The organism is Natronolimnobius sp. AArcel1 (assembly GCF_011043775.1).
In the GTDB taxonomy this organism is placed as follows: Archaea; Halobacteriota; Halobacteria; order Halobacteriales; family Natrialbaceae; genus Natronolimnobius.
In genome coordinates this window covers 26,068-50,229 of the sequence record NZ_JAAKXY010000006.1, presented here as the reverse complement: position 1 = coordinate 50,229, position 24,162 = coordinate 26,068, and the positions used below count along the sequence as shown (strand labels likewise).

The window sequence follows — 24,162 nt, the reverse complement described above, 5'->3', positions numbered from 1 at the left end:
CGGCGGGCTGACCGGGGGAGGCGATCTTTGAAGAGGTGGCTCCGCAAAGGCAGTGACAATGTCAGAGCACCAGATTTCGCTCACCGTGGACGGCGACCGCGAGACGGTGACGGTCGAGGGGCGGACCCTACTCGTTCACGCGCTCCGGGACCAACTCGGCGTGACCGCGCCGAAAGTCGGCTGCGAGTCGAGCAAGTGCGGGGCCTGTACGGTCGAACTCGATGGCGACATCGTCAAATCGTGTACGATCCTTGCGGTACAGGCCGACGGCGCGACCATCCGAACAGCGGCGAGTCACGACGACGTGCTCTCGGTCGTCCAGGAACAGTTCCACGAGGAACACGGCCTCCAGTGTGGCTACTGCACGCCAGGGATGGTACTGACAGTTGCAGACCTCCTGCGGGAGAATCCAGACCCCACGGACGACGACATTCGGCGCTCGCTGAAGGGAAACATCTGTCGCTGTACGGGCTATACGAACATCATCCGAGCAGTGCAATCGGCGGCCACTGAACTCGAGGCCGTGAGCGGATCGCCTCCCAGCGCGGCCGTAACGGAGGGTGAGGACTGATGTATCCGCCCTCGTTCGACTATCACCGCGCCGGCAGTGTCACAGAGGCGCTCTCGCTGCTTGCCGAGCTACCTGACGCAACGTTGCTTGCAGGCGGCCACGCGCTACTTCCGCGGCTCAAAACCGGCGATGCTGCACCGGGTGCCGTTGTCGACGTGAGCACCGTAGCAGAACTGACCGGCCTCAAGGTCGTAGACGACGCGCTCGTCATTGGCGCGGCGACGACCTACGCGGCTGCACTTGAGGCGGGAACCACTGCCGAAGATAAACCTGGGACGCTCGAGGCGCATGCACCAGCGGTCGCGGCGGCGACTCGAGCAGTGGGCGACCGACAGATTCGCAATCGAGGCACTGTCGGCGGCAATCTCGCGGAAGCACACCCAGACTCCGATCTGCCAGCCGCGGCGCTCGTCGCCGATGCAACGGTCAGAATCCGCGGGCCGGACGGCGAACGGGACGTTCCTGTCGGAGAGTTTCTGACTGGGGCGTTCGAGACTGTCGTTGGCGACGACGAGATCGTTACGTCGATTCGAATTCCACTGCTCGGCAACTCTACAGCGGATGAGACAGCACAGAGCGGCGGCGCGTACGTCAAGCAGACCCATCCAACCTCCGGCTACGCAATGGTCGGGGTCGCGGCCCGCGTCACGATTGCGGACGGCGTGCTCGAGGAAGTCCAACTCGCGGCCAACGGCGTCGCCGATACCGCGGTCAGGCTCTCGAGCGTCGAAGACGCACTCGAGGGGACAGACACCAGCGCCGACTTGGACGGGTGCGCAAGCGAGGCCGTCGCGAACGCCGCGACTGACGTTCCGAAAGCGCGACGACGTGGCGACGTGCACGCCAGCGAGGAGTACCGCTCGAGTATTCTGCCGACCGTTTCCGAACGTGCGATACGGGCTGCGATCGCCGACGCGGGCGATGACGAGCGCGATGAAAACGCTGCCGGTCGCGGAGGTGAGACACGATGAGCGACACTGAATCAACGCACTCGAGCCAGCGCATCGACGACCTCGAGCGCGCAGATGATGGCGACAGTGAGGCCTACACGGGCACCAGCGAGAAGCGCCGTGAGGACGCCGTGTTATTGACCGGCCGCGCCGAGTACACCGACGACCACGAGCCTGAAGGAACGGTCCATCTGGCATTTGTTCGCAGCGAGCACGGCCACGCCGACCTCGAGGGGATCGATACCTCGGCGGCAGACGCGATGGATGGCGTTCTCGGGGCGTACACCTGGGACGACATCGCGGCCTCGTCCTCACCCGGTCGGCTCCCGCTGTCGGGCCTCGAGCGCGACGTACCAGCCCATCCCGTTCTCGCGACGGATCGCGTTCGATATCACGGTCAACCTATCGCTGTCGTCGTCGCCGAAGACCGCTATCGCGCACGCGACGCCGTCGAGGCGGTCGAGGTTAAGTACGATCCTCTCGAGGCGGTGGTCGACCCAAGAACGGCAGTAATCGATTCGGACGCCCCACAGCTGTTCGAGGATGCACCTGACAATCTCGCGATGTCGGCCGAACTGGGCGACGCTGAGGCGACTGACGAGGCGTTCGCCAATGCCGACCACATAGTTGATGTCGACCTCGAGAACAACCGGCTGATTCCCTCGGCGCTCGAACCGCGGGCCGCAATTGCGGAGTACAACGCTGAAGAGGGCTTTACCGTGACGATGACGAGCCAGTCGCCCCACGGCCATCGGCGGAAACTGGCCCACACGCTCGGCGTCCGTGAAGGCGAAATTCGAGTCATCGTCCCGCACGTTGGCGGCGGCTTCGGGCACAAGGGCCACCATCACCCCGGCGAGGCGATGGCCGCGTGGTGCGCCCGCGAACTCGAGCGCCCTGTCAAGTGGACTGCAACCCGCAGCGAGAACTACCTCGAGGGAGCCCACGGGCGCGATCACCGGACGACGGCCGAACTGGCGCTCGACGACGACGGGACGATCCGCGGGCTGCGAACCGAAGCCTACGCCTGCGCCGGCGGCTACGCGCTCGGCGGCGGGGCCCGCGTTCCCGGCTGGTACGGCAAACTGCTCTCGAGTCAGTACGCAATCGATGCGATCCACTGCACGGCCCACTCGGTGTTTACGAACACCGCGCCGATTCACTCCTACCGCGGTGCGGGCCGGCCGGAATCGATCTACGTCACCGAGCGACTGCTCGATATCGCTGCTTCGGAACTCGAGATGGATCCCGCGGAACTCCGACGGAAAAACCTCATTTCGTCCGAGTCGTTCCCTTACGAGACGCCCGTCGGGACGACCTACGACTCGGGCAACTACGAGCCAGCGATGGAGAAGGCGCTCGAGGGGATCGACTACGAGTCCCACCGTAACGATAGCGACAGTCCAACGAAATCCGACGACGGCCGCCTGCGCGGCGTCGGCATCGCAAACTACGTCGAGTCGACCGGCGGCGGCTTCGAGAGCGGCCTCGTCCGCGTCCTCCCCGACGGTGACGTGGAAGTCTACGCGGGTACCCACTCCCACGGCCAGGGTCACGAAACCACCTACGCCCAACTCGTCGCCGACGCACTCGAGGTGCCGATGGACCGAATCCACGTTTCCGAGGGTGATACGGCGTCGATCCCGACCGGAACGGGAACGTTCGGCAGCCGCTCGACAATCGTCGGCGGAAACGCCATCGTCGAAAGCGCCGAGAAAGTGCTGAGAAAAGCCCGGGCGTTTGCGGCCGCCGAACTCGAGGTCGATCCCGACCGGGTCGACTACGCGGATGGGACGTTCTCGGTTGCGAGCGACCCCGACGCCACCGCGGACGAGTCGGTGTCGTTCGAAACAGTCGCCGAGACAGCTTACGGCTGGGGCGTCCCCGACGGCCTCGAGCCCGGACTCGAGGCAACGACGTTCTACGAACTAGAGGGAACGGCGTACACGTTCGGCACGCACGCCTGCATCGTCGCGGTCGACCCCGACACAGGCGACGTCGAGATTGAGCGTTACCTCGCGGTCGACGACTGCGGCGAGCGCGTTAACCCGATGATCGTCGACGGGCAAGTCCACGGCGGCGTCGCCCAGGGAATCGGCCAGGCACGCACCGAGCAGGTCGTCTACGACGACGATGGCACGCTCGTGACGAATACCATGGATTCCTACGGCGTCCCCCGAGCTGCCGACATTCCGACAATCGAGACCGACGAAACGGTGACGCCCAGCCCGCTGAACGAGTTGGGCGTCAAAGGAATCGGTGAGGGCGGCACGATTGCCGCGCCACCCGCCGTCGTCAACGCCGTCTGTGATGCACTCGAGGTCGATCACATTGATATGCCGCTGACGGACGAGCGCGTCTGGCAGAGGCTATCGGACCTCGAGCGCGACGAATAGGGTACGACCAATAAGTCATCGATACGCACACGCGTGTGTCAGTGTCTCGCGGGACTGTGAGACAATGCCGCGGTACTGAGGAACAAATCGTGGCCATTATTTCGCTCGCCGGAGCGGGAACCCGTATGGACGTTTACGGAATTATCGGAAACCCTGTCGAGCACTCGTTGTCACCGCCAATGCACGAAGCGGCCTTCGATGCGTGCGGTATCGACGCGAAGTTCGTCACCTTTGAAGCAGACCCCGACCGAATCGAGGAGGCGTTTCGCGGTGCGCAAGCGCTTGGCGTCGACGGCCTGACCGTCACACTGCCGTTCAAACACGATGCCTTCGAGTTCGCCGACGTGGACGAAAAAGCTCAGCGCGTCGGCGCAGTCAACACAATCGACTTCACCGACGACGGCCCGGTCGGGTACAACACCGACATGACCGGCACGCTACAGGCCTTCGACCACCATGGCGTCTCGCTCGAGGGTGCCAAAGCCGTCGTCATCGGTGCCGGTGGGGCCGCACGCGCGCTTGCGTTCGGATTCGAAGAGGCGGGTGGAACCGTCTCGATTGCGAACCGAACGGAGTCGAAGGCACACGACCTCGCGGACGACGTTCCCGGTGCGAGCGGCCACGGACTCGAGGAACTCCCTGACCTGATGGCCGAGGCAGATGTCGTCGCCAACGCGACCAGCGTGGGCCTCGAGGAGGACGTATCCGCTGCACCCGCCGATGCCTGGCACGACGACCTGACGGCGTACGACGCGGTGTATAAGCCACTCGAGACGCGATTCCTCAGCGATGCGGCGGCTGCTGGCGCGCAGACAATCGACGGCGCGTGGATGTTGCTCTTCCAGGGCGTCGACGCGTTCGAGACGTGGACGGGCGAAGACGCGCCGGTCGACGCGATGAACGAGGCGCTTCGGAGCCACCTCAGCGAATAACTGCCAAACGCGCACACACGGCAGAAAGGTTGTTTTGATTGGTATGTGGCCTTAGACGTCAGCGTCCGACTCGAGAAGCCGTTTCCCCGCGATCAGGAACCAGCCCTGGCCGTAGAGATTGATGGCCTGCGGGGCCTCAGGACCGCCGGGCATCGCTGCGTTGCGCTGGACCGCGCCGTCGGTCGTGACGACCGTCTTCGCCGCGTTCATCGCGTCTTCGGCGACCTCGAGATACTCCTCCTCGAGCAGCCCGCGTTCGATTGCGTCGACGAAGGCGTAGGCGTACTGGAGCGTCCCCGAGGTCTCCAGATACATCGTGTCGTCGTCGATGAGGTGGTGCCAGAAACCGCTTGCATCCTGGTAGTCAGCCATGCTCTCGAGGTGGTCGACGAGCAGTTCCTCGACGCGGTCGCGCTTCGGGTGGTCCTCGGGGATGTAATCAAGCGTGTCGAGGACGCCGGTGGCGAACCAGCCGTTCCCGCGGAGCCAGAGCGAGCCGTCTGGGAAGCTGTTTGGCTGTTCGCGCCAGATGTGGCGATAGAGGTCGCTGTGTGGGTCACGAAGTCGTTTTGCGTGGACTAGAATCTGGTCGACGGCTTCGTCGATTGCTTCGGGCGTGTCCGTCAGTTGGCCGTAGCGGGCCATGAACGGGCACATCATGTAGATCGCGTCGATCCAGAGTTCGATATCGTCCATGTGGTGGGTGATCCCACCGTCCTCACTGCGCGGGGCATCCTCGTGGAGATACTCGAACTGTCGCTTGCACGCCTCGAGATAGGACTCCGGGCCACCGTTTTCGTAGACCTCGAGCGCGAGGACGGCGACTGCGCCGGCGTCCGGAATGGGTCGGAAGATGCGGTGTTCGTCCCACTCCGGCACCACGTCGATCGAACCGTAGGCCATCAGGCCGTCACTCGATTGTGAGCGGACCGCCCAGTCGATGTAGCGCTCGGCGATTTCTGTGTGTTCGTCGTCGTCCGTCGCAAGGAAGCCACGAAGCACCATCGGGCGCTCGCCCTGAATGAAATCCTCGAAATCGAGGTCGTTCGTGTATGACGCGACGGTTGGCAACAGTTCCTCGACGGGTCGTTCTCTAGACATACCCAACCGTGAGAGAGAATCACACTTAAGGTTGCACATACGTCTCGAGGACCATGGTGAGAGCGACCGTGTGACAGATTGTGTTGGAGAAATATGACTCGAGACGCATAAACAGAACAAATCCAACTTGAGGGACAGACGCAAGAGCGGACTACAGACCGAGTGCCGTCATAATCGAAACCCCGCTTGCGAGCGCACCAATGAGGTAGCCACTGATTGCACCGCCGTTGAGCAGCGGGAGTCCCGCATGGGCGCGGCCCTTGAGGACCATCCAGAGCAAGACAAGCAGACCGACGAGCGTGCCGACCATCGCGCCGAGTGCCGGCGCGTTGATCATCAGGAGCGAGCCACCGACCGTGTCGGCCTCGAGGAAGAAGGCCGCGCTCACGACGAGAATTGTCGGGATGACAGCGTCGCCGAGTCCGATGAACAGTGCGTCGCGGTCAAACTCGCGGTCGTCGTCTGCTGTGGTGTCGCCAGCGGCAGTCTCCGCCGGTTCAGCACCTGTGCCGCCGTTTGCTTCCGGCGTCGGAGAGTTGGCCGTTGCCGTGGTGTCTGCGTCGTTGGGTTCAGCTTCGTCTGCGTCATCGAGTGTCTCGGGTCCGCTCCCGGCTGCCAGATAAGAGTACGACAGCGTCGTCGGGATCACGAGGACGACGGGGATTTTCAGATCCATCACGCCTTCGGCGAGGTCAAGCATATGCTCGGTGCCATAGACGCTGATCGCGTCGTAAACGGCGAGGACAGCGAGCAAGAGCAGCGCCGGTAACAGTCCGAAACTGATCCCGAACAGCGCGGCCGCGCCCGCGCCCATCAACACCCCGGCAAGGTCGATGACGTACCACTCCGGATAGAACAGGAGCGCGCCCCCGACGCCGAACGCGGCGAGGACAGCGAGGACGTTCATCGAACCGGCCGTGACGACAGGCGGGATGAACTCCGTGAAGACGAACCACGAAATCATCACGCTGACCCCAATGATCAACGCCTGAATCAGGCGCTCGAACTCGTACTTGAACGCGGCGAGCATCAACGCGGTTGCGACGAGAATAATCCCGAAGTAGACGATACTGTTGGTCGGGTTCTCAGGGTCCTCGACGGCCTGATGGCCAGACTCGTCGAACGGCTCGATAAGCGCGAGCGAGCCGAGTTGGACGCCGAGAAAGAGCACCACGACGAATCCAACGGCGAAGAGAACCCGCATCCGATCGTTCATGGCGCGGCGTTTGCACCCCGTTCCTATGGGTGTTTTCGTTGGCGCTCGAGGCCGCTTCTCAGCCTAGCGAGCGTACAGCGTCGAGCCGACCAGTGCTGGCACATGGACATCGTCGTCCGGCGTCACCGCCAAGTACGGCCGGGAGACAGGCCCAAAAACATCGACAACACGACCAACTTCCTCGAGTGAGTCATCGAGAACGATTGTGCCGATGTTGTTCTGTAAGTCAGAAGTGTCGCCGGTGTTATCACTCTCATCAGCCCGAAGGACGGCGAGTCCCTGTGCGATTCGGACAACGGAACCTACGCGGCGCATGTTAGTCACGCATCGCGACGACGTAGGCCGCGACAGCCTGTACGAGGTCATTTTTCGAATCGTCGGCCCCGCGGACGACGACGCGGCCGCGATCAGCCCACGGCTCTCTCGAGTAGGCTTTATCGCGTTCAATCGTCGCGTCGTAGCCGATCTGCTGGACGGCTTTCGCGATTTCGTCGACCGACGGCTCGTCGACGGCCAGATCCTCCGCGACGCGGCGCCCCTCAGAGCGTGTGCGGGCCGCATCGAGATAGGCGGGCCAGATAACGTTCTCGACCATGCGCTACTCTGTGATGGCCGACGTGTAAATCCTTTTCAAAACAACTTGCCATGAAATGCCGACGTATCGTCGTTATCGGCGCAACAAGAACGCAGCGAGAAGTGCGCCAATGATGGCAACGGGTGCGCCGAAGCCAGGGATCGACTCGCTCCCTGCATCATCCGTCTCGACAGCATCGTCAGTGTCGTCGGCTGCTCCATCATCTGCGTCGCTGTCGTCGCTCTCCGTTTCAGCGTCGTCGCCCACCTCGTCCTCGAGTTCGGCCGCGGCGTCCTCATAGGCGTCTGGGTGGACTTCCTGTGCGATATCCTCGATTGCATAGACCACGAGCGGACCGGGCTGGCTCATGAAGTTATCGTGGACGGTGACAAACTGCTCGTTCTCGTATGCAGTCGTTCCCATGACGGCTTCACCGACTGGTGGCTCGTCCCAGGACTCGCCGTAGATAATCCAGTCGGGATCTTCCTCGATCACGGTTTCCTCGCTAATCTCGCCCCAGCCCTCGAGGCCGGCTTCTGCGCCGAGGTTCTCGACACCGGCAGTCGTCAGAATTTCATCCTGGAACGTGCCTGCACCGGGGGTGAAGCCACCGCCCATTGGGTAGTACGCGAGCGGGCGATCCTCGTCTTCGACGGCGTTCTCGATGATCTCGAGGCGTTCGTCCATCCAGTCAATCGACGCTTCAGCACCCTCACACTCGCCGACAATTTCGCCGGTAAGTCGGATATTCTCGGCGACACCGTCGAGTGAGTCCTCAGTCTGGAAGACGTAGACAGTGAGGCCAGCATCACGAAGTTGATCGACGACGTCATCGCCAGCCAGCGCGTCTGCAGCGAGAACGACATCTGGTTCGCGGTCGATTACCTCCTCAGTGACCGGCTCGACACCGCTGTCATCTGAGATATCCAATTCCTCGTCAGCGTCGAGATACTCGGTATACTCTCCGACAGGCATGCCGTCGAGTTTGTCTTCGGCACCGATTTCGAACATAACCTGCGCATCGCTCGGCTGGAGCGCAACGACCGATTCAGGTTCCTCCTCGAGTTCGACTGTCTCACCCGTGCCGTCCTCGAGTTCGAGTGGGTACTCGCAGGTGAGCGATTCCTGAGCCAACGCGGCTGAGTGGGGTGTCTGTTGGTCAGCGAACTGGGCACTGGGTGGGGCGCCCGGGGCTCCGGCGACGGCTGCGGGAGCGACGGCTGCCAGGAGGACAACGGCAGCGACGAGCGCAATGAATTTCTGTTGCATCTGGTCGTACGTCAGCCCACTCCAACAAATATTTGACTACTGCAAGCGAGCTTGCAAACGTGTCGCAGTCCGGACGGATCCTGTCGTGGTCAATCGGTCTACTAGCGCTGCTCGCCGTCGTTGTGATCGGAAGCGCGATGCTCGGACCGGTCCGGATCAACGCCATAACGGTCGTCCAAGCGATCGCCAACCACGTCGCAACCGACATGTACGACGTCCCCACCGCACACCAGACGATCGTGATGGACGTTCGGCTTCCGCGTATCATACTTGCCGCGACGGTCGGCTTTGCACTCGCAGCCGCTGGAACGGTCATGCAAGGATTCTTCCGCAATCCACTCGCAGACCCCTCTATTATCGGGGTCTCGAGCGGTGCCGCAGCGGGTGCCGTCGCCGCCATCGCGTTTCCCGCGCTTATCCCCTTCTCGAGTGTCACGATACCGGCGGTGATTGGCACAATAGAGATTTCACCGTTGCAGGTCGCGGCGTTTTTGGGCGCGATCATCACGGCGTTCACCGTGTATGCGATTGCGACGGAGGGCGGGCGGACCCCGGTTGCGACGTTGTTGCTCGCAGGGGTCGCAATTCAGGCGTTTCTGGGAGCGATGATTTCGTACATGCTCGTCCACAGCGGCGACGACCTTCGGGAGGCAGTGGTCTGGATGATGGGCCATCTCCATCGAAGCAACTGGGGTGATATCGCGTTCGCGTTGCCAGTCTCGCTTCTCGGCGTTGGCATCCTTAGCGTCTACACCCGCGAGATGAACGTCTTGCTACTCGGCGAGGAAGACGCCCATCATCTCGGTGTCAACGTCGAACGAACGAAGATCCTGTTGCTCGCGGTTGCGAGCATCGTCACCGCAGCGGGCGTCGCGGTCGCCGGTGTCATCGGCTTCGTTGGCCTCGTCGTCCCCCACATCATGCGCCTGATCGTTGGCCCCGATCACCGCATCCTGTTGCCGACGAGCGCACTTGCTGGAGCCTCGTTTCTCGTCATCACGGATACCATCGCCCGTGTTGGCCTCTATGGCCTGCCGATTGTTCCCGTCGGGATCGTTACGGCGGCCCTCGGAGCCCCCTTCTTTCTGTACTTACTCACGAAACGCGAGGTGCACTCGCTATGATTGGGTTCAAAAACAGTGGCGAGCCCGACCAATCTGCTCCACCCACCGGCGGCCAGATCGACGTTGACAACGTCTCAGTCTCGTTTGGCGACGTTTCGGTCCTCGAGAACGCCTCACTCGCTGTCGAACCCGGAGAGTTCATTGGCCTCGTCGGCCCCAATGGCGCGGGAAAGACCACGCTGCTCCGTGCAATCAGCGGCGCGCTCACACCCACATCGGGCACCGTCACGGTTGATGAGACCGATATTCACAGTCTCTCGTCGAAAGCCTCGAGTCGACGCGTCGCGGTCGTCCCACAGGATACGACGCTCTCGTTTTCGTTCGACGTCGAAACCGTCGTCGAAATGGGCCGCCATCCACACCGGTCGCGCTTTTCACCGCCCACGGCGGCCGATCGAGAAGCCGTGGATCACGCCCTCGAGCGCACGCGAACCACACAATTTGCGGATCGACCGATCGACGAACTCAGCGGCGGTGAGCGCCAACGGGTCGTCCTCGCGCGTGCGATTGCACAGGAGACACCCGTCATGTTACTCGACGAACCGACCGCGAGTCTCGACGTGACCTACCAGATTGAGACACTCGAGTTGGTTCGTGAACTCGTTGAGGAGGGCCGAACCGTCGTCGCAGCGATTCACGACCTGAATCACGCAGCGCGCTACTGCGACCGGCTCGTGATGCTCGCGGATGGCGGCGTCTATCGCAGCGGCTCACCGACAGCGGTTCTCACCGGAGCGGCGGTCGCAGACGTGTTCGATGCGACTGCAGCGGTGACGACCAATCCCGTGACGGGAACAGAGACGGTGACAGCACTTCCCGACAAGTCACATCTCGATCAGACACAGGCCGAAACACAAGACGAAACCAGTGCAGAGTCAGTTCGTGTGCACGTTTTCGGGACAGGTGCCACCGCCGCGGGCGTACTCGCGCGCCTCGAGACCGCGGCGGCTGCCATCGATCCCAGTATCGGACCGGTCACTGCAGGCGATACCGCAGCCGAAACCGCCCGGTCGCTCGGTGTCGAGCGACTCGAGGTCGCACCCTTTGAATCGCTCTCCTCGGCCACAGTGACGGCGTTCGAAGAGTCAGTCCAATCGGCGGACATCACGGTCGTCACCGAATCCGTCCTCGAGCGAGCCACCCGGCGTGGCACGAAGCAGTTGCTCGAGACGGTCGCTGCGTCGGCCGGGCCAGTCGTCGTCGCAGGCCCGCCAGACGATGGCGTCGAACTCGATTCATCTCACGCCCCGACGATGTTCGAGTCCGCAACAACAGTTAAATCGACTCCAGAGACGGTTCTCGAGGCGATTTCTGATGGTATCTCACAGGAACTCAAGACGCCCTCGAGTGCGGACTGAACGGCGGCGACGCGAACGGGTGGGGACGTATCTGTAGGCTGTTGTCAGTGCCCGAGGAGTCGCAGGATAATCCCGATGACGATACCCGAGAGGCCGACGAGGATTCCCACGCCGGGAATCACGGGAATCGGAATCAGGCCGATACCGAGGATGATCGCGAGCACGATGACGATCGTCGAAATCCGGACCATACTCGAGTGTGTTTCGACCGGCGTGTAGCCGTTGTGCTTGCGCTCGCACCAGTACAGGAGTAACGAAGCCGGCCACACTGACAGCACGCAATTGCGACGCGATCCGTTCTCGAGTTAGCCAGTTCGCATCCACCGACCGGAGGTGTTTTATGGCGATAGAACAGAATTCGGGTAGGCGGCACGGTCAGGCAACCACCTTTCACTGTGCGTGGTTTCCACGTGCACTGTCGTTGACTGGCCTACCCCGTCTCTCTAATACTCTCGAGCGACTGCGCTCCCCGTAGACTGTATCGAACGAAAGCGACAGCCCCGCGTCTGGCCAGTCGGACAGGGCATGGGGCGACAGAGTACCGACGTGGGTCTGACCGCAACTGGACGGTTTTTTACCCCTCCGCCTCCGAGTCCACGCCAATGAGCGATACCGAGTACGATTACGAGGACCTCGGTCTCGTCGCCGGGCTGGAAATCCACCAGCAACTCGATACGGCGACGAAGCTGTTTTGTCAGTGTCCGACCGACCTGCGCGAACCGGAGGAAGCAACCCGCACGTTTACGCGCTACCTCCATCCCACACGCAGCGAACTCGGCGAGATCGACGATGCCGCCTTAGAAGAAAGCAAGGTCGACCGCGAGTTCGAGTACCTCGCCTACGACACCACCTGCCTCGTCGAAGAAGACGACGAACCACCCCACGAGTTAGACGAGGAGGCCTTAGAGACTGCTCTCGAGGTCGCCCAACTGATGGACATGCACCCGGTCGATCAGGCCAACGTCATGCGCAAACTCGTCGTCGACGGCTCGAACACGTCGGGCTTCCAGCGCTCGACGCTGATCGCCACCGGCGGCGCAATCGAGACGAGCGATGGCGCGGTCGGCATCGAGGACCTCCTGCTCGAGGAAGAAAGCGCCCAGCGCGTCGAAGAAACCGACGAGGGTGTCCGCTACAGTCTCGACCGCCTCGGCATCCCGCTGGTCGAAATCGGCACGAGTCCAGACATCTCGAGCCCCGAGCAGGCGCTCGAGGCAGCCGAGCGGATCGGCATGTTGCTGCGCTCGACGGGCAAGGTCAAACGCGGGCTGGGGACGATCCGCCAGGACGTCAACGTCTCCATCGCGGAGGGCGCACGCGTCGAGATCAAGGGTGTCCAGAGCCTCGACGATATCGACGACATCGTCCGCAACGAGGTTGCCCGGCAGGCCGAACTCGTCGACATTCGAGACGAACTGGGCGAACGCGAGGCAGCCGTCAGCAACCCCGAAGACGTTACCGACGTGTTCGAGGGAACCGACAGCGGCGTCATTCAGGGCGCGCTCAGTTCCGGTGGCAGCGTCATGGGCGTCCGACTCGAGGGCTTCGACGGCCTCGTCGGTCGCGAAATCGCCCCGGACCGTCGCCTCGGCACCGAGTTCTCTGATCACGCAAAGCGCCATGGCGCGGGCGGTATTTTCCATACCGACGAGTTGCCAGCCTACGGCGTCACCGAGGATGAGGTCGCAGACCTACGGGATGCAGTCAATGCGGATCCCGAAGACGCGGTTGCCATCGTCGCCGACGAGACCGACATTGCCGAGGCCGCCATCAACGCCGTCGTTGAGCGCGCACAGACCGCACTCGAGGGCGTCCCCGAAGAGACTCGCGGTGCGAACGACGACGGGACGACGCGCTACCTGCGGCCGCTGCCCGGTGCAGCGCGGATGTACCCCGAAACCGACGTACCGCCAGTCGAACCCGATCCGAGCGAGGTTCCCGAGCCGGAACTCTTGACCGAGAAGGTCGACCGCTATCAGGACGAGTACGACCTCGGCGCAGGACTGGCCGAGCAGGTCGCCTACGGCACGCACATGCCGCTGTTCGAAGACGTCGTTGCAGACGGCATCGACCCGACGCTTGCGGCGTCCACGCTCGAGTCGACGTTGACGGAACTTCGCCGGGATGACGTTCCCGTCAAGAACGTGACGGAAACGCACCTGCAGGGCGTTCTCCGGATGGTTGAGGACGGAGACCTGCCGAACGAGGGCGTTGGCGATCTCCTTACAGCACTGGCCGACGACCCCGACCGGACTGCCGAAGAGGCAGCCGATGCAGAGGACCTCGGCGGCGCTGACGATGAGGAAGTCCGCGAGGCAATCGTCGAGGTCGTCGAGCGCAACGAAGGCCAGGTCGAAGAGGAGGGAATGCAGGCGTTCTCCGGACTCATGGGCGAATGTATGGGTGCGCTGCGTGGGAAGGCGGACGGTGACCTCGTGAGCGAGGTTCTACGCGAAGAGATTCAGAAACGAGCCTGACTGAACCGGACTTGAGTTCGATTTTCGCAGTCAGTCGTCGTTCTATCGCTAATCGTGGTTTCACCGTCAGTCGTCGACTAACTCCTCGAGCAGCGTCTCGAGGTCGTAGCTCTGGAGTGCCTCCCGTTCTTCGATTGCTGAGATTACGAACGTTGAGTCCGTCCGCTCGACGCCCTCGAGTTGCTCGAACTCGGCGATCAGGCGCTCAACCATCTCGCTGCCGCTCAGACGGGCGAGGACGATGAAATCCGTCTTTCCCATCGTGAAGTAGACGTTCGTCACGCCCTCAACAGTCAAGAGCCGATCCGCGAACTCCTCGTAGGAGCCCTGATAATTGGCGTGGATCTCTACCAGTACGGTGACGCCGAGGCCAAGTTCCTCGAGGTCAATCTCGTAACGGTCGTTCTCGATGATCCCCTGGTCACGGAGGTTGCTCAGCCGATAGTGGATCGTCGAGACGGGAATCCCGGTCGCGTCGTGTAACTGCTCCGGACTCCCCGTCTCGAGTTCGGAAATCGCTTTCAGTAGTCGAACGTCGCGCTCGTCCATAGGCAGGTGTTCGTCCCCGAACCCATGTGTGTTCCGGACGACATAGTTGGATATTTCTCTAACTCTGTGTGTTGGATTCGAGATTCAATTGGATGTGATCCATATGTGTGGTTCCTCATCCGATTCTCAAGGTATTTTTGTAGAAGGGGCTAAGTACTCGAGCTATTTTCGAAGTGAATATGAGACTCTTTGAATCTCTGCCAGACAGGTACCGCGAAGCGGTGCTCTTTTCGATCCTGGCACTCTGCTGGGGAAGTTCGTTTGTGGCCATTGAGGTCGGCCTCGAGTACGTGCCGCCGTTGTTGTTTGCAGGTGGGCGTTACGCACTTGCGGGTGTGATCGTCCTCGCCTACGCCGCAGTCGTAACCGATCAGCTCTGGCCGAGCGCTCGCGGGGAGTGGCTCGCGGTCGCCGTCGCCGGTATTTTCGTCATTGCACTCTATCACGGGCTGTTGTATCTCGGCGAACTCTACGTTTCCGGCGCGGTCGCGGCGACAGTGGTCAGCACAGCACCGATTCTCACGGTGGCGTTCGCCGGCCTACTGCTCCCAGAGGAGCGACTCGCCCCCGCCGGTGTCGTTGGCTTCGTGCTCGGATTAGTTGGCGTCGTCGCCGTCGTCCAGCCATCCGGCGCGACACTCGGCGGCGAGATGGTAGTCGGCGTTGCGCTCGTGTTCGCCTCGGCCATCGCGTTCGCCCTCGGGAGCGTGTTCCTCAAGCCGATCAGTTCCTCGCTGCCGCTCGAGACCCTGCAGGCCTGGGCGATGTTGCTCGGCGCTGGCGTGTTACTCGGCTGGGCAGCCCTGCGTGGCGAATCCATCGCGGCAGTCGCGGTGACGCCTGAGTCCCTGCTCTCGTTTGCCTACTTGACGCTTGTCTCCGGCGTGTTCGCCTTTCTGCTGTACTTCGAGTTGCTCGAGCGAACCGGTGCGACGCAGGTCAATCTCGTCAGTTACGCCGAGCCAGCGGTGGCGATGGCCGTCAGCTGGGCCATCATGGGGTACGTCGTGGACTCGCTGACCGTACTCGGTCTGCTGACAATCATTGCCGGCTTCGTCGTCGTCAAACGGCGGGCGCTACAGGCACTCTTGCGGTCGACTCGAGTAAGCCGATCGACGTTCGTGGCCGATATCCGTGACGCAGATCACAGGTCGGGAGCGCGGACCGACGGCGGCGTCACGCTCGAGTCTGACGCCGAGTCGACAGTCGACTCCGAGGCTCCGTCGACTCTCGAGGCCGACACCGGTCCCGCGACGAGCACGAGCGAGCCGGCGGACGACTAAACGGGAATCTGAATCGCGGGAGGAGATTGAAAACGGGAACTGCCTCGTTCAACCAGTTTGAGCAATATAGTAACAACTGAAACTGTTTACACACCAATCGCACAGCCCTCGTGCGATTGGGTGTGCACTGACTGTCAGTGACTACTATAGAAACAGTATCAGTTGGGACGATAGACAAAGCGATTACGCGAACTCTCTCTGTAACACGAGCGAAATCGACGAGGCCGAATAATATTCTGTATCCCGTATACTGCTGTCCACAAGAACACCGTCAAAATTCAATTCAATTGGAATTTCTTCCAAATCAGTAGACGAGCCAGCAGGCTCAGCTCTGAATTGGAGGTCGAATTCATCTATCTGCTCCCGAATTTCGAGCGTTGTACCCCCATCTGTGGCATCTCTCCGAGCAAATGACGTAATCGGTACCTCCGTGTCACCTCGAAGATAGAAGAAGGGAGGGCGAATATCATCAGGCACTGTGAATTCGACAGTGCACCAGAGCCATTCGAACTCGTCTTCAGCTATTGCGCTAACACTAAATTCGTATGGAGCATTCACCCATGCCCCAGTCCCAGCGCCAAACTGGCCAATCTCTTGATCGTCGTAAAAGAATTCAGTTCCGGTCCTTCTGTCAAACTCAAGATCCAAAGATTGGGTATCCGCCTCTCGTTCAGTCGTCATAAGGTCGGCACATCCAGAAAGAGAGATAGCCCCAACAGATGTAATAAGTTCTCTGCGTTTCATATTAAATAAATCATTTCGTAATTATTGAGTTCTTCGATTGTCATACCGTTGGAACTATGTCTTAAGCTACACTAATTAGACACTGACCAAATACGGATTTTACCTGTAAGCCGAGCGTTTTCCGTCCGCACACGAGCAGAAAACCCATGGACCGCGCTCGATGGTGGACGGCAGCCCTGTTTCTATTCGTCTTTGGAGATGCGATTGCGATGCAGGCTCGAGGCCCGATTCTCCCCAGTCTCGAGGAGACGTTCGGTGTCTCGGAGGCTGCACTTGGGTTGATCGCGCCCGCAGGGACCGCCGGGTTTGTCGTTGCGGTCGTTGCAACAGGGTTGCTCGCCGGGAGACTGGCGATGCGTCGGATCCTCGTGCTATCCGCACTCGGCGTTGTCATCGCCTTGCTCGTGATGGCAGTGTCGCCACTGTATGCCGTCTTTCTGATCGCGTTACTCGCACAGGGGGCCGCGGCGGGAGCCTTTCGCGGCATCGACCGCGCAGTCTTGAGCCACCTCCATTCGGCACGGCGCGGCCGTATCTACGCCGCCTACGCACTCGTCTGGGCAGTCGGTGCAGTGCTCGGCCCGCAACTGGTCAGCGGCGTGCTCGTGGTCGCCGACTGGCGCGCTGTGTTTGTCGTGATCGCGCTCTGTTTCCTCCCGACGATTCTCATCGCGAGTCGAACCGAACTGCCATCGATGGACGCCGAACGCTCGCTCTCGCGGTCGGCGCTCCGCGAGTTGCTTCAGCGACGCTCGGTCATCGGTGCCTGCGTCGGCATCATGCTCGTCGGCGCAATCGAGGGCATCCTCTTCACCTGGCTCGTCTACTACGCGAGTAGCTTCTACGAACCCACGACCGCCAACTTACTCCTCTCAGTCTACTTGCTCGCGTACATGCCCGCTCGCCTCGGCTACACGTTCCTGATCGACCGCGTTCCTTCGCTGCTGTTGGTCCTCGCCACCGCCATTCCCACGATTCCAGCGCTCGCGGTCGCCTTCTCTGGCCAGACCGGTCCGATACTGTTTGTCGCCGTCTTCGTCGCCGGTGCCGGCCTCTCGAGTGGGTTTCCGACGCTGTCGGCCTACGCAGTCGAAGCCGCACCCGAGTACAGTGGCCCACTGAATGCGGTCACAAACGGCTCAACGTACTTCGGAATCGCGTTCGCGCCAGCAGTCGTCGGCGTCCTCGCAGAACTGTACGGCATTGGACGCGCACTGTGGGTGACAGTCGGGCTGGCAGTGGCGCTGCTCGGAACGATCGCCTGTACCTGGCTGTGGACTGGCTCGGCAAGCGCGCCAACGTCTGAGCCCTCGAGTTCGTGAGTCTCTCTCACCGGTCGCGGTCGGCTGGCCGCTCCGTTGCTCGTCGAAGGACCCCAAGCAGCGTGTTCGCCTCGCGTGCGGTCAGGTCGGCGCGGCCGTACACCCGCCGCAGCATTCGACCTGCCTTCTCGCGTTTCTCCTCCGGATGGTTGATCTCGACTAAGAGGTCGTCCCACTGCTCGTAGAGTCGCTCGAGTGTCGGTTCGGGCGCACGCACGCGCTCGAGGTCGGGCAGTTGCGTATCCTCGGAAGACAGCGCCAGCGTTCGCAGTTCATAGAGCGTGATCGTGGCTGCCTGCCCGAGGTTGAGGACGGGATACTCATCGCTGGCTGGAATCGAGCAGATTTCGTCGATTTGGACGAGTTCTTCGTTGGTGAGTCCGACGCCTTCGCGGCCGAAGACAAGTGCCGTCTGTCCGTCGACCGTGGCCAGTCGATCTGCGAGTGCTGCCGGCGTCGAGAACGGAAACCGGGTGTGATTGTTGTCGTCTTCGTTCGTCACGGCAGTACAGCCGATCGTATGATACGTTGAGACGAGATCCTCGAACGTGAGTTCGGTCGCGTTCGGAAGGATGTCCTCGCGGGCGTGGCCTGCAAAGCCGTAGGCCTCGCCATCTGGATCGAGTTCAGGCGGATCGATCAGTAAGAGCTCTTCGAACCCGAAGTTCTTCATCGCTCGAGCGATCGTCCCGACATTTCCCGGCGTCTGGGCGTCGACGACGGCGACGGCTGGTGGTGTTCGCGTGGACGGATCAGGTTCTTGGCTCGAGTGATCGGAGAGCGAGTCGTCCGTTGATTCGTTGCTGTCACGCATACAATGATCGCCCCAGAGTCGCAGTTGCAATCGTCGCCGTAGCTGGAGCCGGAGTCATAGTCGTGGCCGGAGAGAGACTGGCCGAGTGCATACGGACGCTATCGAACGGGCGAGCAAAAATGATGCGTTCATCGCGCCAGTGAGAGGCGGAACTGTCTGGGAGAGAGCGGCGGTAGAGCGACGACGGTAGAACGATGACTGGAGACAGACGAAAGCCAAACAGGACTGGACTGGAACAGACTCGAGCGATAGCAGGGATTGCGCTGCACTATTGAGTGGTTGTGTCGACTGTCGGTAGCTGTTCCGTGCTACTGCTGTTTTGTCTCTCTGTCGAACCCGTATCTAGAAACAAACTAGAAACTAGAATATAGATTCTAGAAGTGTTCACGAAACTGTGACGTGGAAGGATGGACCTCGAGAGTCTGTCCAGACTCTCGATGGTGTATAGTAACAACTGAAACGATTTACACACTGATCGCACAGCCGACTCACGGGCACATCGTGCCCGTTCGCTTTTCCGCGGTTCTCGTTCGCTTCGCTCACACCGAACCGCGCTCCCGTCGTGCGATCAGGTGTGCATTGACTTTCAGTGGCTACTATACCTGATCCAGATTCTTCTCGAGTGCTATTCCGGCTGATTTCGTCGGGGACACCCGTTCTGGCCGGGATAGCTGTTGGTTTGTTTTGGGGGGACACACCCCCTTCGCGTTTGTAAGGCCATACGTGTGGGGGGTCTGAATGACAACACACCACCGTCTCGTTTGTAAAATCGGAGATTTGGACCCACTCTGATCGGAAATCGCGCTTCCACTCGAGACCCACCCACCCATTTCCCGTTACATACGCGAGGGGGGTGTGTGTCCCCACTCGTTCTCGAGCGTTAGCTCACGAAGCGGGCGATAACTGGGTCTTGAGGGTCTTACTCGAGCATATCCAACTTCAATCATACGTCAGGTAACAGACCTATGTCTGACGCGGAGTGGCTATTCTGCTCGTACACGCAAGCCAGTTACAGTTACATTCGCGAGGGGGGTGTCAGTGTCCACTCCTAGAGCCATCACTTCGTTAGAGGCGCGATGCCGGCAATCTGTGAGTCCGGTTGCTATTTCGGCCCATGGAACCAATGCAGGCACTCTGGCGGGTCTTTTACAGACGCGACCGATCCCCATACATTTATTTCAATTCGGTTGGTACGCACGGGGTACTGCAATGTCCGCGAACGACGATCGCGATCCACTCTTTCGGTACGACGATCCGGTCTTTGCCGACGAACGGCTGCTGGAAATTACGCATCTTCCAGGGCCCGACCGGATCGTCGGACGTGACGAGCAGATGCAACGGGTCGCGGACGCGCTCAATCCCGCTATTTTCGGGAGCGAGCCGAATCACCTGTTCATCTTCGGCAAGACCGGGACCGGCAAGTCCCTTATTTCGCGGTCGGTGACGAAACGCGTTATCTCGGAGGCCGGCCGCGATGGGGTGACGGTGAAATACGCCTTCATCGACTGTGGCGAACAGAACACCGAGGCGTCAATCATCAAAACCATCGCCCAACTCGTCAACGAACCCGATCAGAGTGGGATCAACGTTCCCGACCGTGGCCTCGGGACCGGTGACTACTACAAGCGACTCTGGCAGGCCATCGACCGCTGTACCGACGTTACCATCGTTATTTTGGACGAGATCGACATGTTAGAGGACGATGAAGTCCTCAGGAAACTCTCACGAGCCGGCGAGAATCGGCGCATCTCCGACTCGAGTATCGGGATCATTGGTATCTCGAATAAGATCGACTTCCCGGATCATCTCTCCGAACGCGTCAAATCGAGTCTCTCGCGGGACGAACTCGTCTTCTCACCCTACGATGCGAACCAACTCGTCGAAATCCTCGAGAAGCGCCGCGATGCGTTCCACGATGGCGTACTCTCCGATGACGTGATCCCATTGACTGCAGCACTCGCCGCCCAGGAACACGGCGACGCCCGCAAGGCAATCGACATTCTGCGAAACGCGGGTCGAATCGCGAAGAAACAGACTGATACGCACGTCACTGCCGAGCACGTCCGCGATGCGAAAGAAAAGACCGAAGCCGATCGGTTCAACGAACTCATCGAGGGCTCGCCTCAGCAGGCGAAAGCGATTCTGTACTCACTGACGCTGCTGACTGAAAACAGCAGTCAGAAAGAGTTCCCGACGAAGATTATCTACAACCAGTACAAACAGATCGCCAAACAGCTCGATTTCGACGTGCTCTCAGAGCGCCGCGTGCAGGAAATCCTTCAGGAGCAGAACTTCCTTAACGTCATCCAATCCGAACGCGAGGGACGTGGACGCGGCCGCGGTGCCCACGCCAAACACCGACTGCTCGAGAATCCGTCAATCGTCAAGAAAGTGCTACTGCGCGATGCTCGATTGGCCCCACTCGAGGATGTCGAGACTGGGTCGTCCACATCCGGTCACACCCCAGGCTCTGGTCCCAAATCAGGCGCACAGGCCGACTCACCGACCGACTCGAGCGACCAGCCGTAACGAACGCTCGCTCGGCGGTCGAGAGGTACTATTTGTCTCGTTACTCGCCCGGTAGTCTCGATATAAATTATATTATCCATATTACGTGAACACATAACCGTCGTGAGTCTGTTCAACTGGTTGAATGTCGAAACTCATCGAGTCGCTCCAATCGACGGTACTGGCACACCAGTCCGAAACGGCGATTGTGGGCGAGGAGTCGCGTACGTTTTCGCAACTCTGGTCGCGGACTGATGCGTTCGCGGGCGGGCTTCGGAATCGGGATCTTGGCGCTGGCGAGCGCATCGGAATTCGCGTTGCTGACCCACGTGCCTTTCTCGTTGCGTTCTATGGGTCGCTGAGAAATGGGTGTGTTCCGGTGACGATGCCACTCGAGTATGACGAACGAGCGGTTGCCACTGCGCTCGAGATGGCGGATGCAACGGCGGTCGTGACGGACCTTGAGCGGCTGCCATCAATTCTGGTTGGTGCTGATTCGGTTCGACTTGGTGTGCGCGTCGGTGGTGGAACCGGGATGGGTGTGAGCCTCGAGTCGTTTCTTGACAACAGCGGGATGAACAGCACGGGAACGCGGTCGGGAATCGACATGATCCGCCGCGGAGACGAGGAAGTGGGACTGATCGCATATCTTGGCGAGTACGACGGGGAGCCGCTTGCAATCACGTACTCGCAGTCAGCGCTTGCGGCTGCTGGCCGGACTGGGGGTGGTGCGCTCGAGTTAGGTCAGTCTGACACGGCCACGGCTGTCTCGCCCGCGGATGGAGCGCGTGCAGGCCAACTGGGAGTTCTCCAGCTCGCGAACCCACTCGAGTTGCTGTTTGGGGCGACTGCGACGCTCGTCCAAGGCGACCGGTATCGACCGCTCGAGACGTGGGACCCCGAGACAGTTCGGTCGCTACGCTATACGACGGCGTTAAAGCGGGTGTTCCTGACGCCAACCCACTATGATGAGCTTCGAGGTCTTGAGGGAGGAACAGCAGCCGAGACGAGAGAACTACCGGACGAGACGAGCGCCCCGTTCGACGAAGGAGATATGGCTGGCGTCGCCATCCTCGAGTCTGCGGGTGAGTCGGCGTCGATAAAAGATGGCGTGTCACTCGTCGGGACGCCGGAGACGGGGCTGACGCATGTTCGCTTGCCGGCTGATCGTGCTGCGGGCCGACTCGGCGAGCCACTGCCTGGCGTGCAGGCGACCGTTCGCCAAGACGGTGATGCGGGTGACACTGCGCGAGCGGTCGACGCCGATGGTGACGCGGCGAGCGCTGGAGAAGTTGCCGTGACGGGGCCAACGACGATGCAGGGCTATCTCGAGCGACCGGCGATGACCGAACAAATGGTCACCACGACTGAGGAGACACGCTGGATACTAATGGGAATGCAGGCGACGACCACAGATGGGACGATCGTTCTCGAGGGCGAGATATCCACACCGCTGCCATCGATGGGGTGACCCACTGATTATCGGCGGGGTGTAAAGAGCGACACTGGAGATACCAGCGGGTGTAATCTGGTGAGCGGGCACTGTAGTGATGGCTGACGGCACCGCGGGAACAGTGTCGGAAGCCATGGCCGGCAACCGCGGTGCCTTTCACGCTCTATTCCTGAGTCGAGGTATGAACACCGTCGATGCGGCGGGACTGCAAATCGGTGACGATCATCCACCGCGGATCATGGGTGTGTTGAACGTCAGCGAGGAGTCGCCGTACAATCCCAGCGTGTACGACGATCCGGCCGACGCTGCCGCGTACGTCGATTCGGAACTGATTGACGAGGGCGCAGATATTGTCGATATCGGCCTCGAGTCGGCGAACAAACGCTTCGAGGTGCTCTCAGCCGAGGAGGAACTCGAGCGCCTACACGTTGCGCTCGAGACGATCGATCACGTCTCAGGCGAGGCCATCTTTTCGATTGAAACGCGCTACAGTGAGGTCGCAGACGAAGCACTCGCCCAGGGGTTCGATATGGTCAATGATATCTGTGGATTTGCTGATCCGGAGATGCCGATCGTTTGTGAGGAACACGACGTCGCTGTCGCAAAGATGGCCAGTCCGCCGGATCTCGAGCGACCGGGTGCTGTCGAGGAAACCGACTGGGCCGCACGCAAATCGTCGGAGTGGGCGGCCGAGGCTGACTACGTCGACCAGGTGTACGAAGCGCTGAAACAGAACGGTATGACCGAGAAGACGATCATCGATCCGGCCTTTGGCGGCTGGAGCGAGGCACAAACAATTGCGGACGATCAGGCGACGTTCCGCCGATTGACCGAGTTTCGCGCCCTCGAGCGCCCGATGCTGGTCTCGATCAACCGGAAGAACTTCCTCGGCTCGATTGCGGATCGCGAGACTGACGAGCGCTTGCCGGTCAGTCTGGCGGCGACATCGATGGCTGTCGAGCGGGGTGCCCACATCATCCGTACACACGATGTTGCCGAAACGCGCGATGCCGCACTGATCGGCGATGCGTTCACCGATCGATCACCCGTTACAACTGACTCGTTCTCACTCGCGCGCCTCGAGGTGGACTCACCGCGAACGCTTCGCCGCCAACTGGAAGCTCGAGGCGTCGACGCGACAGAACATGCCGATATTCAGACACAGTTGTTCGAAATCGAGGGCTTCTCGAGCGAAACGCGCCAGGCGCTCGTCACAGCCGGTAACGATGCGGGTGCGATTGCCACGCACGGATCCGGTAACATCGTATTACTGGGTGGAACGGCAACTTCGATATCTGGCGCTCTGGGGCGTCTCGAGCACTATAGCGACGGTATACAAAGATTACGCACAGAAATTGAAGCATTACTGTAGTAAGAGAAAGCTTATGGCGGAGGCTTCGAAAGGAAAGAGTGGACGCCGGGCGGCCTCCCGGGTAGGGGTACTTTGGAGGCGACCCCCGGCCCACAACACGGAATTATTGCGACAGTCACACTCCGCAGTTACAACAGCCATCTCGCGAA

21 protein-coding genes are annotated in these 24,162 nt (G+C 60.9%); 12 read left to right on the top strand and 9 right to left on the bottom strand.

Annotated elements, in window-relative coordinates; translation table 11 throughout:
- The first annotated feature begins 58 nt into the window (after positions 1–58).
- The 4 genes from G6M89_RS17900 (at position 59) to aroE (ending at position 4,849) form a co-directional block, all read left to right on the top strand.
- Positions 59–571 (top strand): (2Fe-2S)-binding protein, encoded by a 513-nt coding sequence (locus G6M89_RS17900; protein WP_165163272.1) that lies wholly within the window; start codon positions 59–61, stop codon positions 569–571.
- Positions 571–1,542 carry a xanthine dehydrogenase family protein subunit M gene (locus G6M89_RS17895; RefSeq protein WP_165163271.1) on the top strand — a complete coding sequence of 324 codons (972 nt, stop codon included), beginning with the start codon at positions 571–573 and terminating at the stop codon, positions 1,540–1,542. The genes G6M89_RS17900 and G6M89_RS17895 overlap by 1 nt, the downstream gene beginning before the upstream one ends.
- Entirely contained in the window at positions 1,539–3,917 is a 2,379-nt protein-coding gene (locus G6M89_RS17890) for a xanthine dehydrogenase family protein molybdopterin-binding subunit (RefSeq protein WP_165163270.1), read from the top strand. Before G6M89_RS17895 ends, G6M89_RS17890 begins: the two co-directional genes overlap by 4 nt.
- 125 nt (positions 3,918–4,042) lie before the next feature.
- Positions 4,043–4,849, top strand: coding sequence for a shikimate dehydrogenase (aroE, locus tag G6M89_RS17885; protein ID WP_165163269.1), 807 nt, complete (start codon positions 4,043–4,045; stop codon positions 4,847–4,849).
- Positions 4,850–4,900: 51 nt separating this feature from the next.
- Here the strand turns inward: aroE and G6M89_RS17880 are convergent, their stop codons facing one another.
- The 5 genes from G6M89_RS17880 to G6M89_RS17860 form a co-directional block, all read right to left on the bottom strand.
- Positions 4,901–5,950: a glycoside hydrolase family 105 protein gene (locus tag G6M89_RS17880; protein WP_165163268.1), complete on the bottom strand. Its 1,050-nt coding sequence runs from the start codon at positions 5,948–5,950 to the stop codon at positions 4,901–4,903.
- Between the two features lie 151 nt (positions 5,951–6,101).
- Complete coding sequence (locus G6M89_RS17875) at positions 6,102–7,166, bottom strand: presenilin family intramembrane aspartyl protease PSH (RefSeq protein WP_165163267.1); 1,065 nt, start codon at positions 7,164–7,166, stop codon at positions 6,102–6,104.
- Positions 7,167–7,229: 63 nt separating this feature from the next.
- Positions 7,230–7,481: an H/ACA ribonucleoprotein complex subunit GAR1 gene (locus tag G6M89_RS17870; RefSeq protein ID WP_165163266.1), complete on the bottom strand. Its 252-nt coding sequence runs from the start codon at positions 7,479–7,481 to the stop codon at positions 7,230–7,232.
- 1 nt (position 7,482) lies between these two features.
- Positions 7,483–7,761 (bottom strand): signal recognition particle subunit SRP19, encoded by a 279-nt coding sequence (gene srp19 / locus G6M89_RS17865; RefSeq protein WP_165163265.1) that lies wholly within the window; start codon positions 7,759–7,761, stop codon positions 7,483–7,485.
- Positions 7,762–7,833: 72 nt separating this feature from the next.
- The gene (locus G6M89_RS17860) at positions 7,834–9,009 is read right to left on the bottom strand and encodes a PGF-CTERM-anchored ABC transporter substrate-binding protein (protein WP_165163264.1); all 1,176 of its coding nucleotides are present in this window, start codon (positions 9,007–9,009) and stop codon (positions 7,834–7,836) included.
- 59 nt (positions 9,010–9,068) lie between these two features.
- Between G6M89_RS17860 and btuC the strand changes: the two genes are divergently transcribed.
- Together btuC and G6M89_RS17850 are read left to right on the top strand one after the other, a co-directional pair.
- Positions 9,069–10,133, top strand: a complete 1,065-nt coding sequence (gene btuC, locus G6M89_RS17855; RefSeq protein ID WP_165163263.1) for a vitamin B12 ABC transporter permease BtuC — start codon at positions 9,069–9,071, stop codon at positions 10,131–10,133.
- Positions 10,130–11,491, top strand: coding sequence for a heme ABC transporter ATP-binding protein (locus tag G6M89_RS17850; protein WP_165163262.1), 1,362 nt, complete (start codon positions 10,130–10,132; stop codon positions 11,489–11,491). Before btuC ends, G6M89_RS17850 begins: the two co-directional genes overlap by 4 nt.
- Before the next feature lie 44 nt (positions 11,492–11,535).
- On the opposite strand, the gene G6M89_RS17845 is transcribed toward G6M89_RS17850, so the two are convergent.
- Complete coding sequence (locus G6M89_RS17845) at positions 11,536–11,682, bottom strand: hypothetical protein (RefSeq protein ID WP_165163261.1); 147 nt, start codon at positions 11,680–11,682, stop codon at positions 11,536–11,538.
- Positions 11,683–12,093: 411 nt separating this feature from the next.
- On the opposite strand from G6M89_RS17845, the gene gatE reads away from it, so the two are divergent.
- Positions 12,094–13,968 (top strand): Glu-tRNA(Gln) amidotransferase subunit GatE, encoded by a 1,875-nt coding sequence (gene gatE, locus G6M89_RS17840; protein ID WP_165163260.1) that lies wholly within the window; start codon positions 12,094–12,096, stop codon positions 13,966–13,968.
- Between the two features lie 66 nt (positions 13,969–14,034).
- Here the strand turns inward: gatE and G6M89_RS17835 are convergent, their stop codons facing one another.
- A complete protein-coding gene (locus G6M89_RS17835; protein WP_165163259.1) occupies positions 14,035–14,517 on the bottom strand; it encodes an Lrp/AsnC family transcriptional regulator in 483 nt (160 codons plus the stop codon).
- Positions 14,518–14,696: 179 nt separating this feature from the next.
- Between G6M89_RS17835 and G6M89_RS17830 the strand changes: the two genes are divergently transcribed.
- The gene (locus G6M89_RS17830) at positions 14,697–15,800 is read left to right on the top strand and encodes a DMT family transporter (protein WP_206335621.1); all 1,104 of its coding nucleotides are present in this window, start codon (positions 14,697–14,699) and stop codon (positions 15,798–15,800) included.
- Between the two features lie 183 nt (positions 15,801–15,983).
- Here the strand turns inward: G6M89_RS17830 and G6M89_RS17825 are convergent, their stop codons facing one another.
- Entirely contained in the window at positions 15,984–16,481 is a 498-nt protein-coding gene (locus G6M89_RS17825) for a hypothetical protein (RefSeq protein ID WP_165163258.1), read from the bottom strand.
- A 209-nt stretch (positions 16,482–16,690) separates the two neighbouring features.
- Between G6M89_RS17825 and G6M89_RS17820 the strand changes: the two genes are divergently transcribed.
- Positions 16,691–17,866, top strand: a complete 1,176-nt coding sequence (locus tag G6M89_RS17820) for a sugar MFS transporter (protein WP_165163257.1) — start codon at positions 16,691–16,693, stop codon at positions 17,864–17,866.
- Between the two features lie 7 nt (positions 17,867–17,873).
- On the opposite strand, the gene G6M89_RS17815 is transcribed toward G6M89_RS17820, so the two are convergent.
- The gene (locus G6M89_RS17815; protein ID WP_165163256.1) at positions 17,874–18,680 is read right to left on the bottom strand and encodes an RNA methyltransferase; all 807 of its coding nucleotides are present in this window, start codon (positions 18,678–18,680) and stop codon (positions 17,874–17,876) included.
- Positions 18,681–19,889: 1,209 nt separating this feature from the next.
- On the opposite strand from G6M89_RS17815, the gene G6M89_RS17810 reads away from it, so the two are divergent.
- The 3 genes from G6M89_RS17810 (at position 19,890) to folP (ending at position 24,013) form a co-directional block, all read left to right on the top strand.
- Positions 19,890–21,209 carry a Cdc6/Cdc18 family protein gene (locus G6M89_RS17810; RefSeq protein WP_241175437.1) on the top strand — a complete coding sequence of 440 codons (1,320 nt, stop codon included), beginning with the start codon at positions 19,890–19,892 and terminating at the stop codon, positions 21,207–21,209.
- A gap of 124 nt (positions 21,210–21,333) precedes the next feature.
- Positions 21,334–22,659 (top strand): class I adenylate-forming enzyme family protein, encoded by a 1,326-nt coding sequence (locus G6M89_RS17805; RefSeq protein WP_165163255.1) that lies wholly within the window; start codon positions 21,334–21,336, stop codon positions 22,657–22,659.
- 163 nt (positions 22,660–22,822) lie between these two features.
- Positions 22,823–24,013, top strand: a complete 1,191-nt coding sequence (gene folP / locus G6M89_RS17800) for a dihydropteroate synthase (RefSeq protein ID WP_165163254.1) — start codon at positions 22,823–22,825, stop codon at positions 24,011–24,013.
- Positions 24,014–24,162 lie beyond the last annotated feature (149 nt).

Excerpts from the sequence above, each read along its gene's own strand:
- G6M89_RS17900 (WP_165163272.1), top strand. The coding sequence starts at position 59 with ATGTCAGAGCACCAGATTTCGCTCACCGTGGACGGCGACCGCGAGACG.
- G6M89_RS17895 (WP_165163271.1), top strand. The coding sequence starts at position 571 with ATGTATCCGCCCTCGTTCGACTATCACCGCGCCGGCAGTGTCACAGAG.
- G6M89_RS17890 (WP_165163270.1), top strand. The coding sequence starts at position 1,539 with ATGAGCGACACTGAATCAACGCACTCGAGCCAGCGCATCGACGACCTC.
- aroE (WP_165163269.1), top strand. The coding sequence starts at position 4,043 with ATGGACGTTTACGGAATTATCGGAAACCCTGTCGAGCACTCGTTGTCA.
- G6M89_RS17880 (WP_165163268.1), bottom strand. The coding sequence starts at position 5,950 with ATGTCTAGAGAACGACCCGTCGAGGAACTGTTGCCAACCGTCGCGTCA.
- G6M89_RS17875 (WP_165163267.1), bottom strand. The coding sequence starts at position 7,166 with ATGAACGATCGGATGCGGGTTCTCTTCGCCGTTGGATTCGTCGTGGTG.
- G6M89_RS17870 (WP_165163266.1), bottom strand. The coding sequence starts at position 7,481 with ATGCGCCGCGTAGGTTCCGTTGTCCGAATCGCACAGGGACTCGCCGTC.
- srp19 (WP_165163265.1), bottom strand. The coding sequence starts at position 7,761 with ATGGTCGAGAACGTTATCTGGCCCGCCTATCTCGATGCGGCCCGCACA.
- G6M89_RS17860 (WP_165163264.1), bottom strand. The coding sequence starts at position 9,009 with ATGCAACAGAAATTCATTGCGCTCGTCGCTGCCGTTGTCCTCCTGGCA.
- G6M89_RS17850 (WP_165163262.1), top strand. The coding sequence starts at position 10,130 with ATGATTGGGTTCAAAAACAGTGGCGAGCCCGACCAATCTGCTCCACCC.
- G6M89_RS17845 (WP_165163261.1), bottom strand. The coding sequence starts at position 11,682 with ATGGTCCGGATTTCGACGATCGTCATCGTGCTCGCGATCATCCTCGGT.
- gatE (WP_165163260.1), top strand. The coding sequence starts at position 12,094 with ATGAGCGATACCGAGTACGATTACGAGGACCTCGGTCTCGTCGCCGGG.
- G6M89_RS17835 (WP_165163259.1), bottom strand. The coding sequence starts at position 14,517 with ATGGACGAGCGCGACGTTCGACTACTGAAAGCGATTTCCGAACTCGAG.
- G6M89_RS17830 (WP_206335621.1), top strand. The coding sequence starts at position 14,697 with ATGAGACTCTTTGAATCTCTGCCAGACAGGTACCGCGAAGCGGTGCTC.
- G6M89_RS17825 (WP_165163258.1), bottom strand. The coding sequence starts at position 16,481 with ATGACGACTGAACGAGAGGCGGATACCCAATCTTTGGATCTTGAGTTT.
- G6M89_RS17820 (WP_165163257.1), top strand. The coding sequence starts at position 16,691 with ATGGACCGCGCTCGATGGTGGACGGCAGCCCTGTTTCTATTCGTCTTT.
- G6M89_RS17815 (WP_165163256.1), bottom strand. The coding sequence starts at position 18,680 with ATGCGTGACAGCAACGAATCAACGGACGACTCGCTCTCCGATCACTCG.
- G6M89_RS17810 (WP_241175437.1), top strand. The coding sequence starts at position 19,890 with ATGTCCGCGAACGACGATCGCGATCCACTCTTTCGGTACGACGATCCG.
- G6M89_RS17805 (WP_165163255.1), top strand. The coding sequence starts at position 21,334 with ATGTCGAAACTCATCGAGTCGCTCCAATCGACGGTACTGGCACACCAG.
- folP (WP_165163254.1), top strand. The coding sequence starts at position 22,823 with ATGAACACCGTCGATGCGGCGGGACTGCAAATCGGTGACGATCATCCA.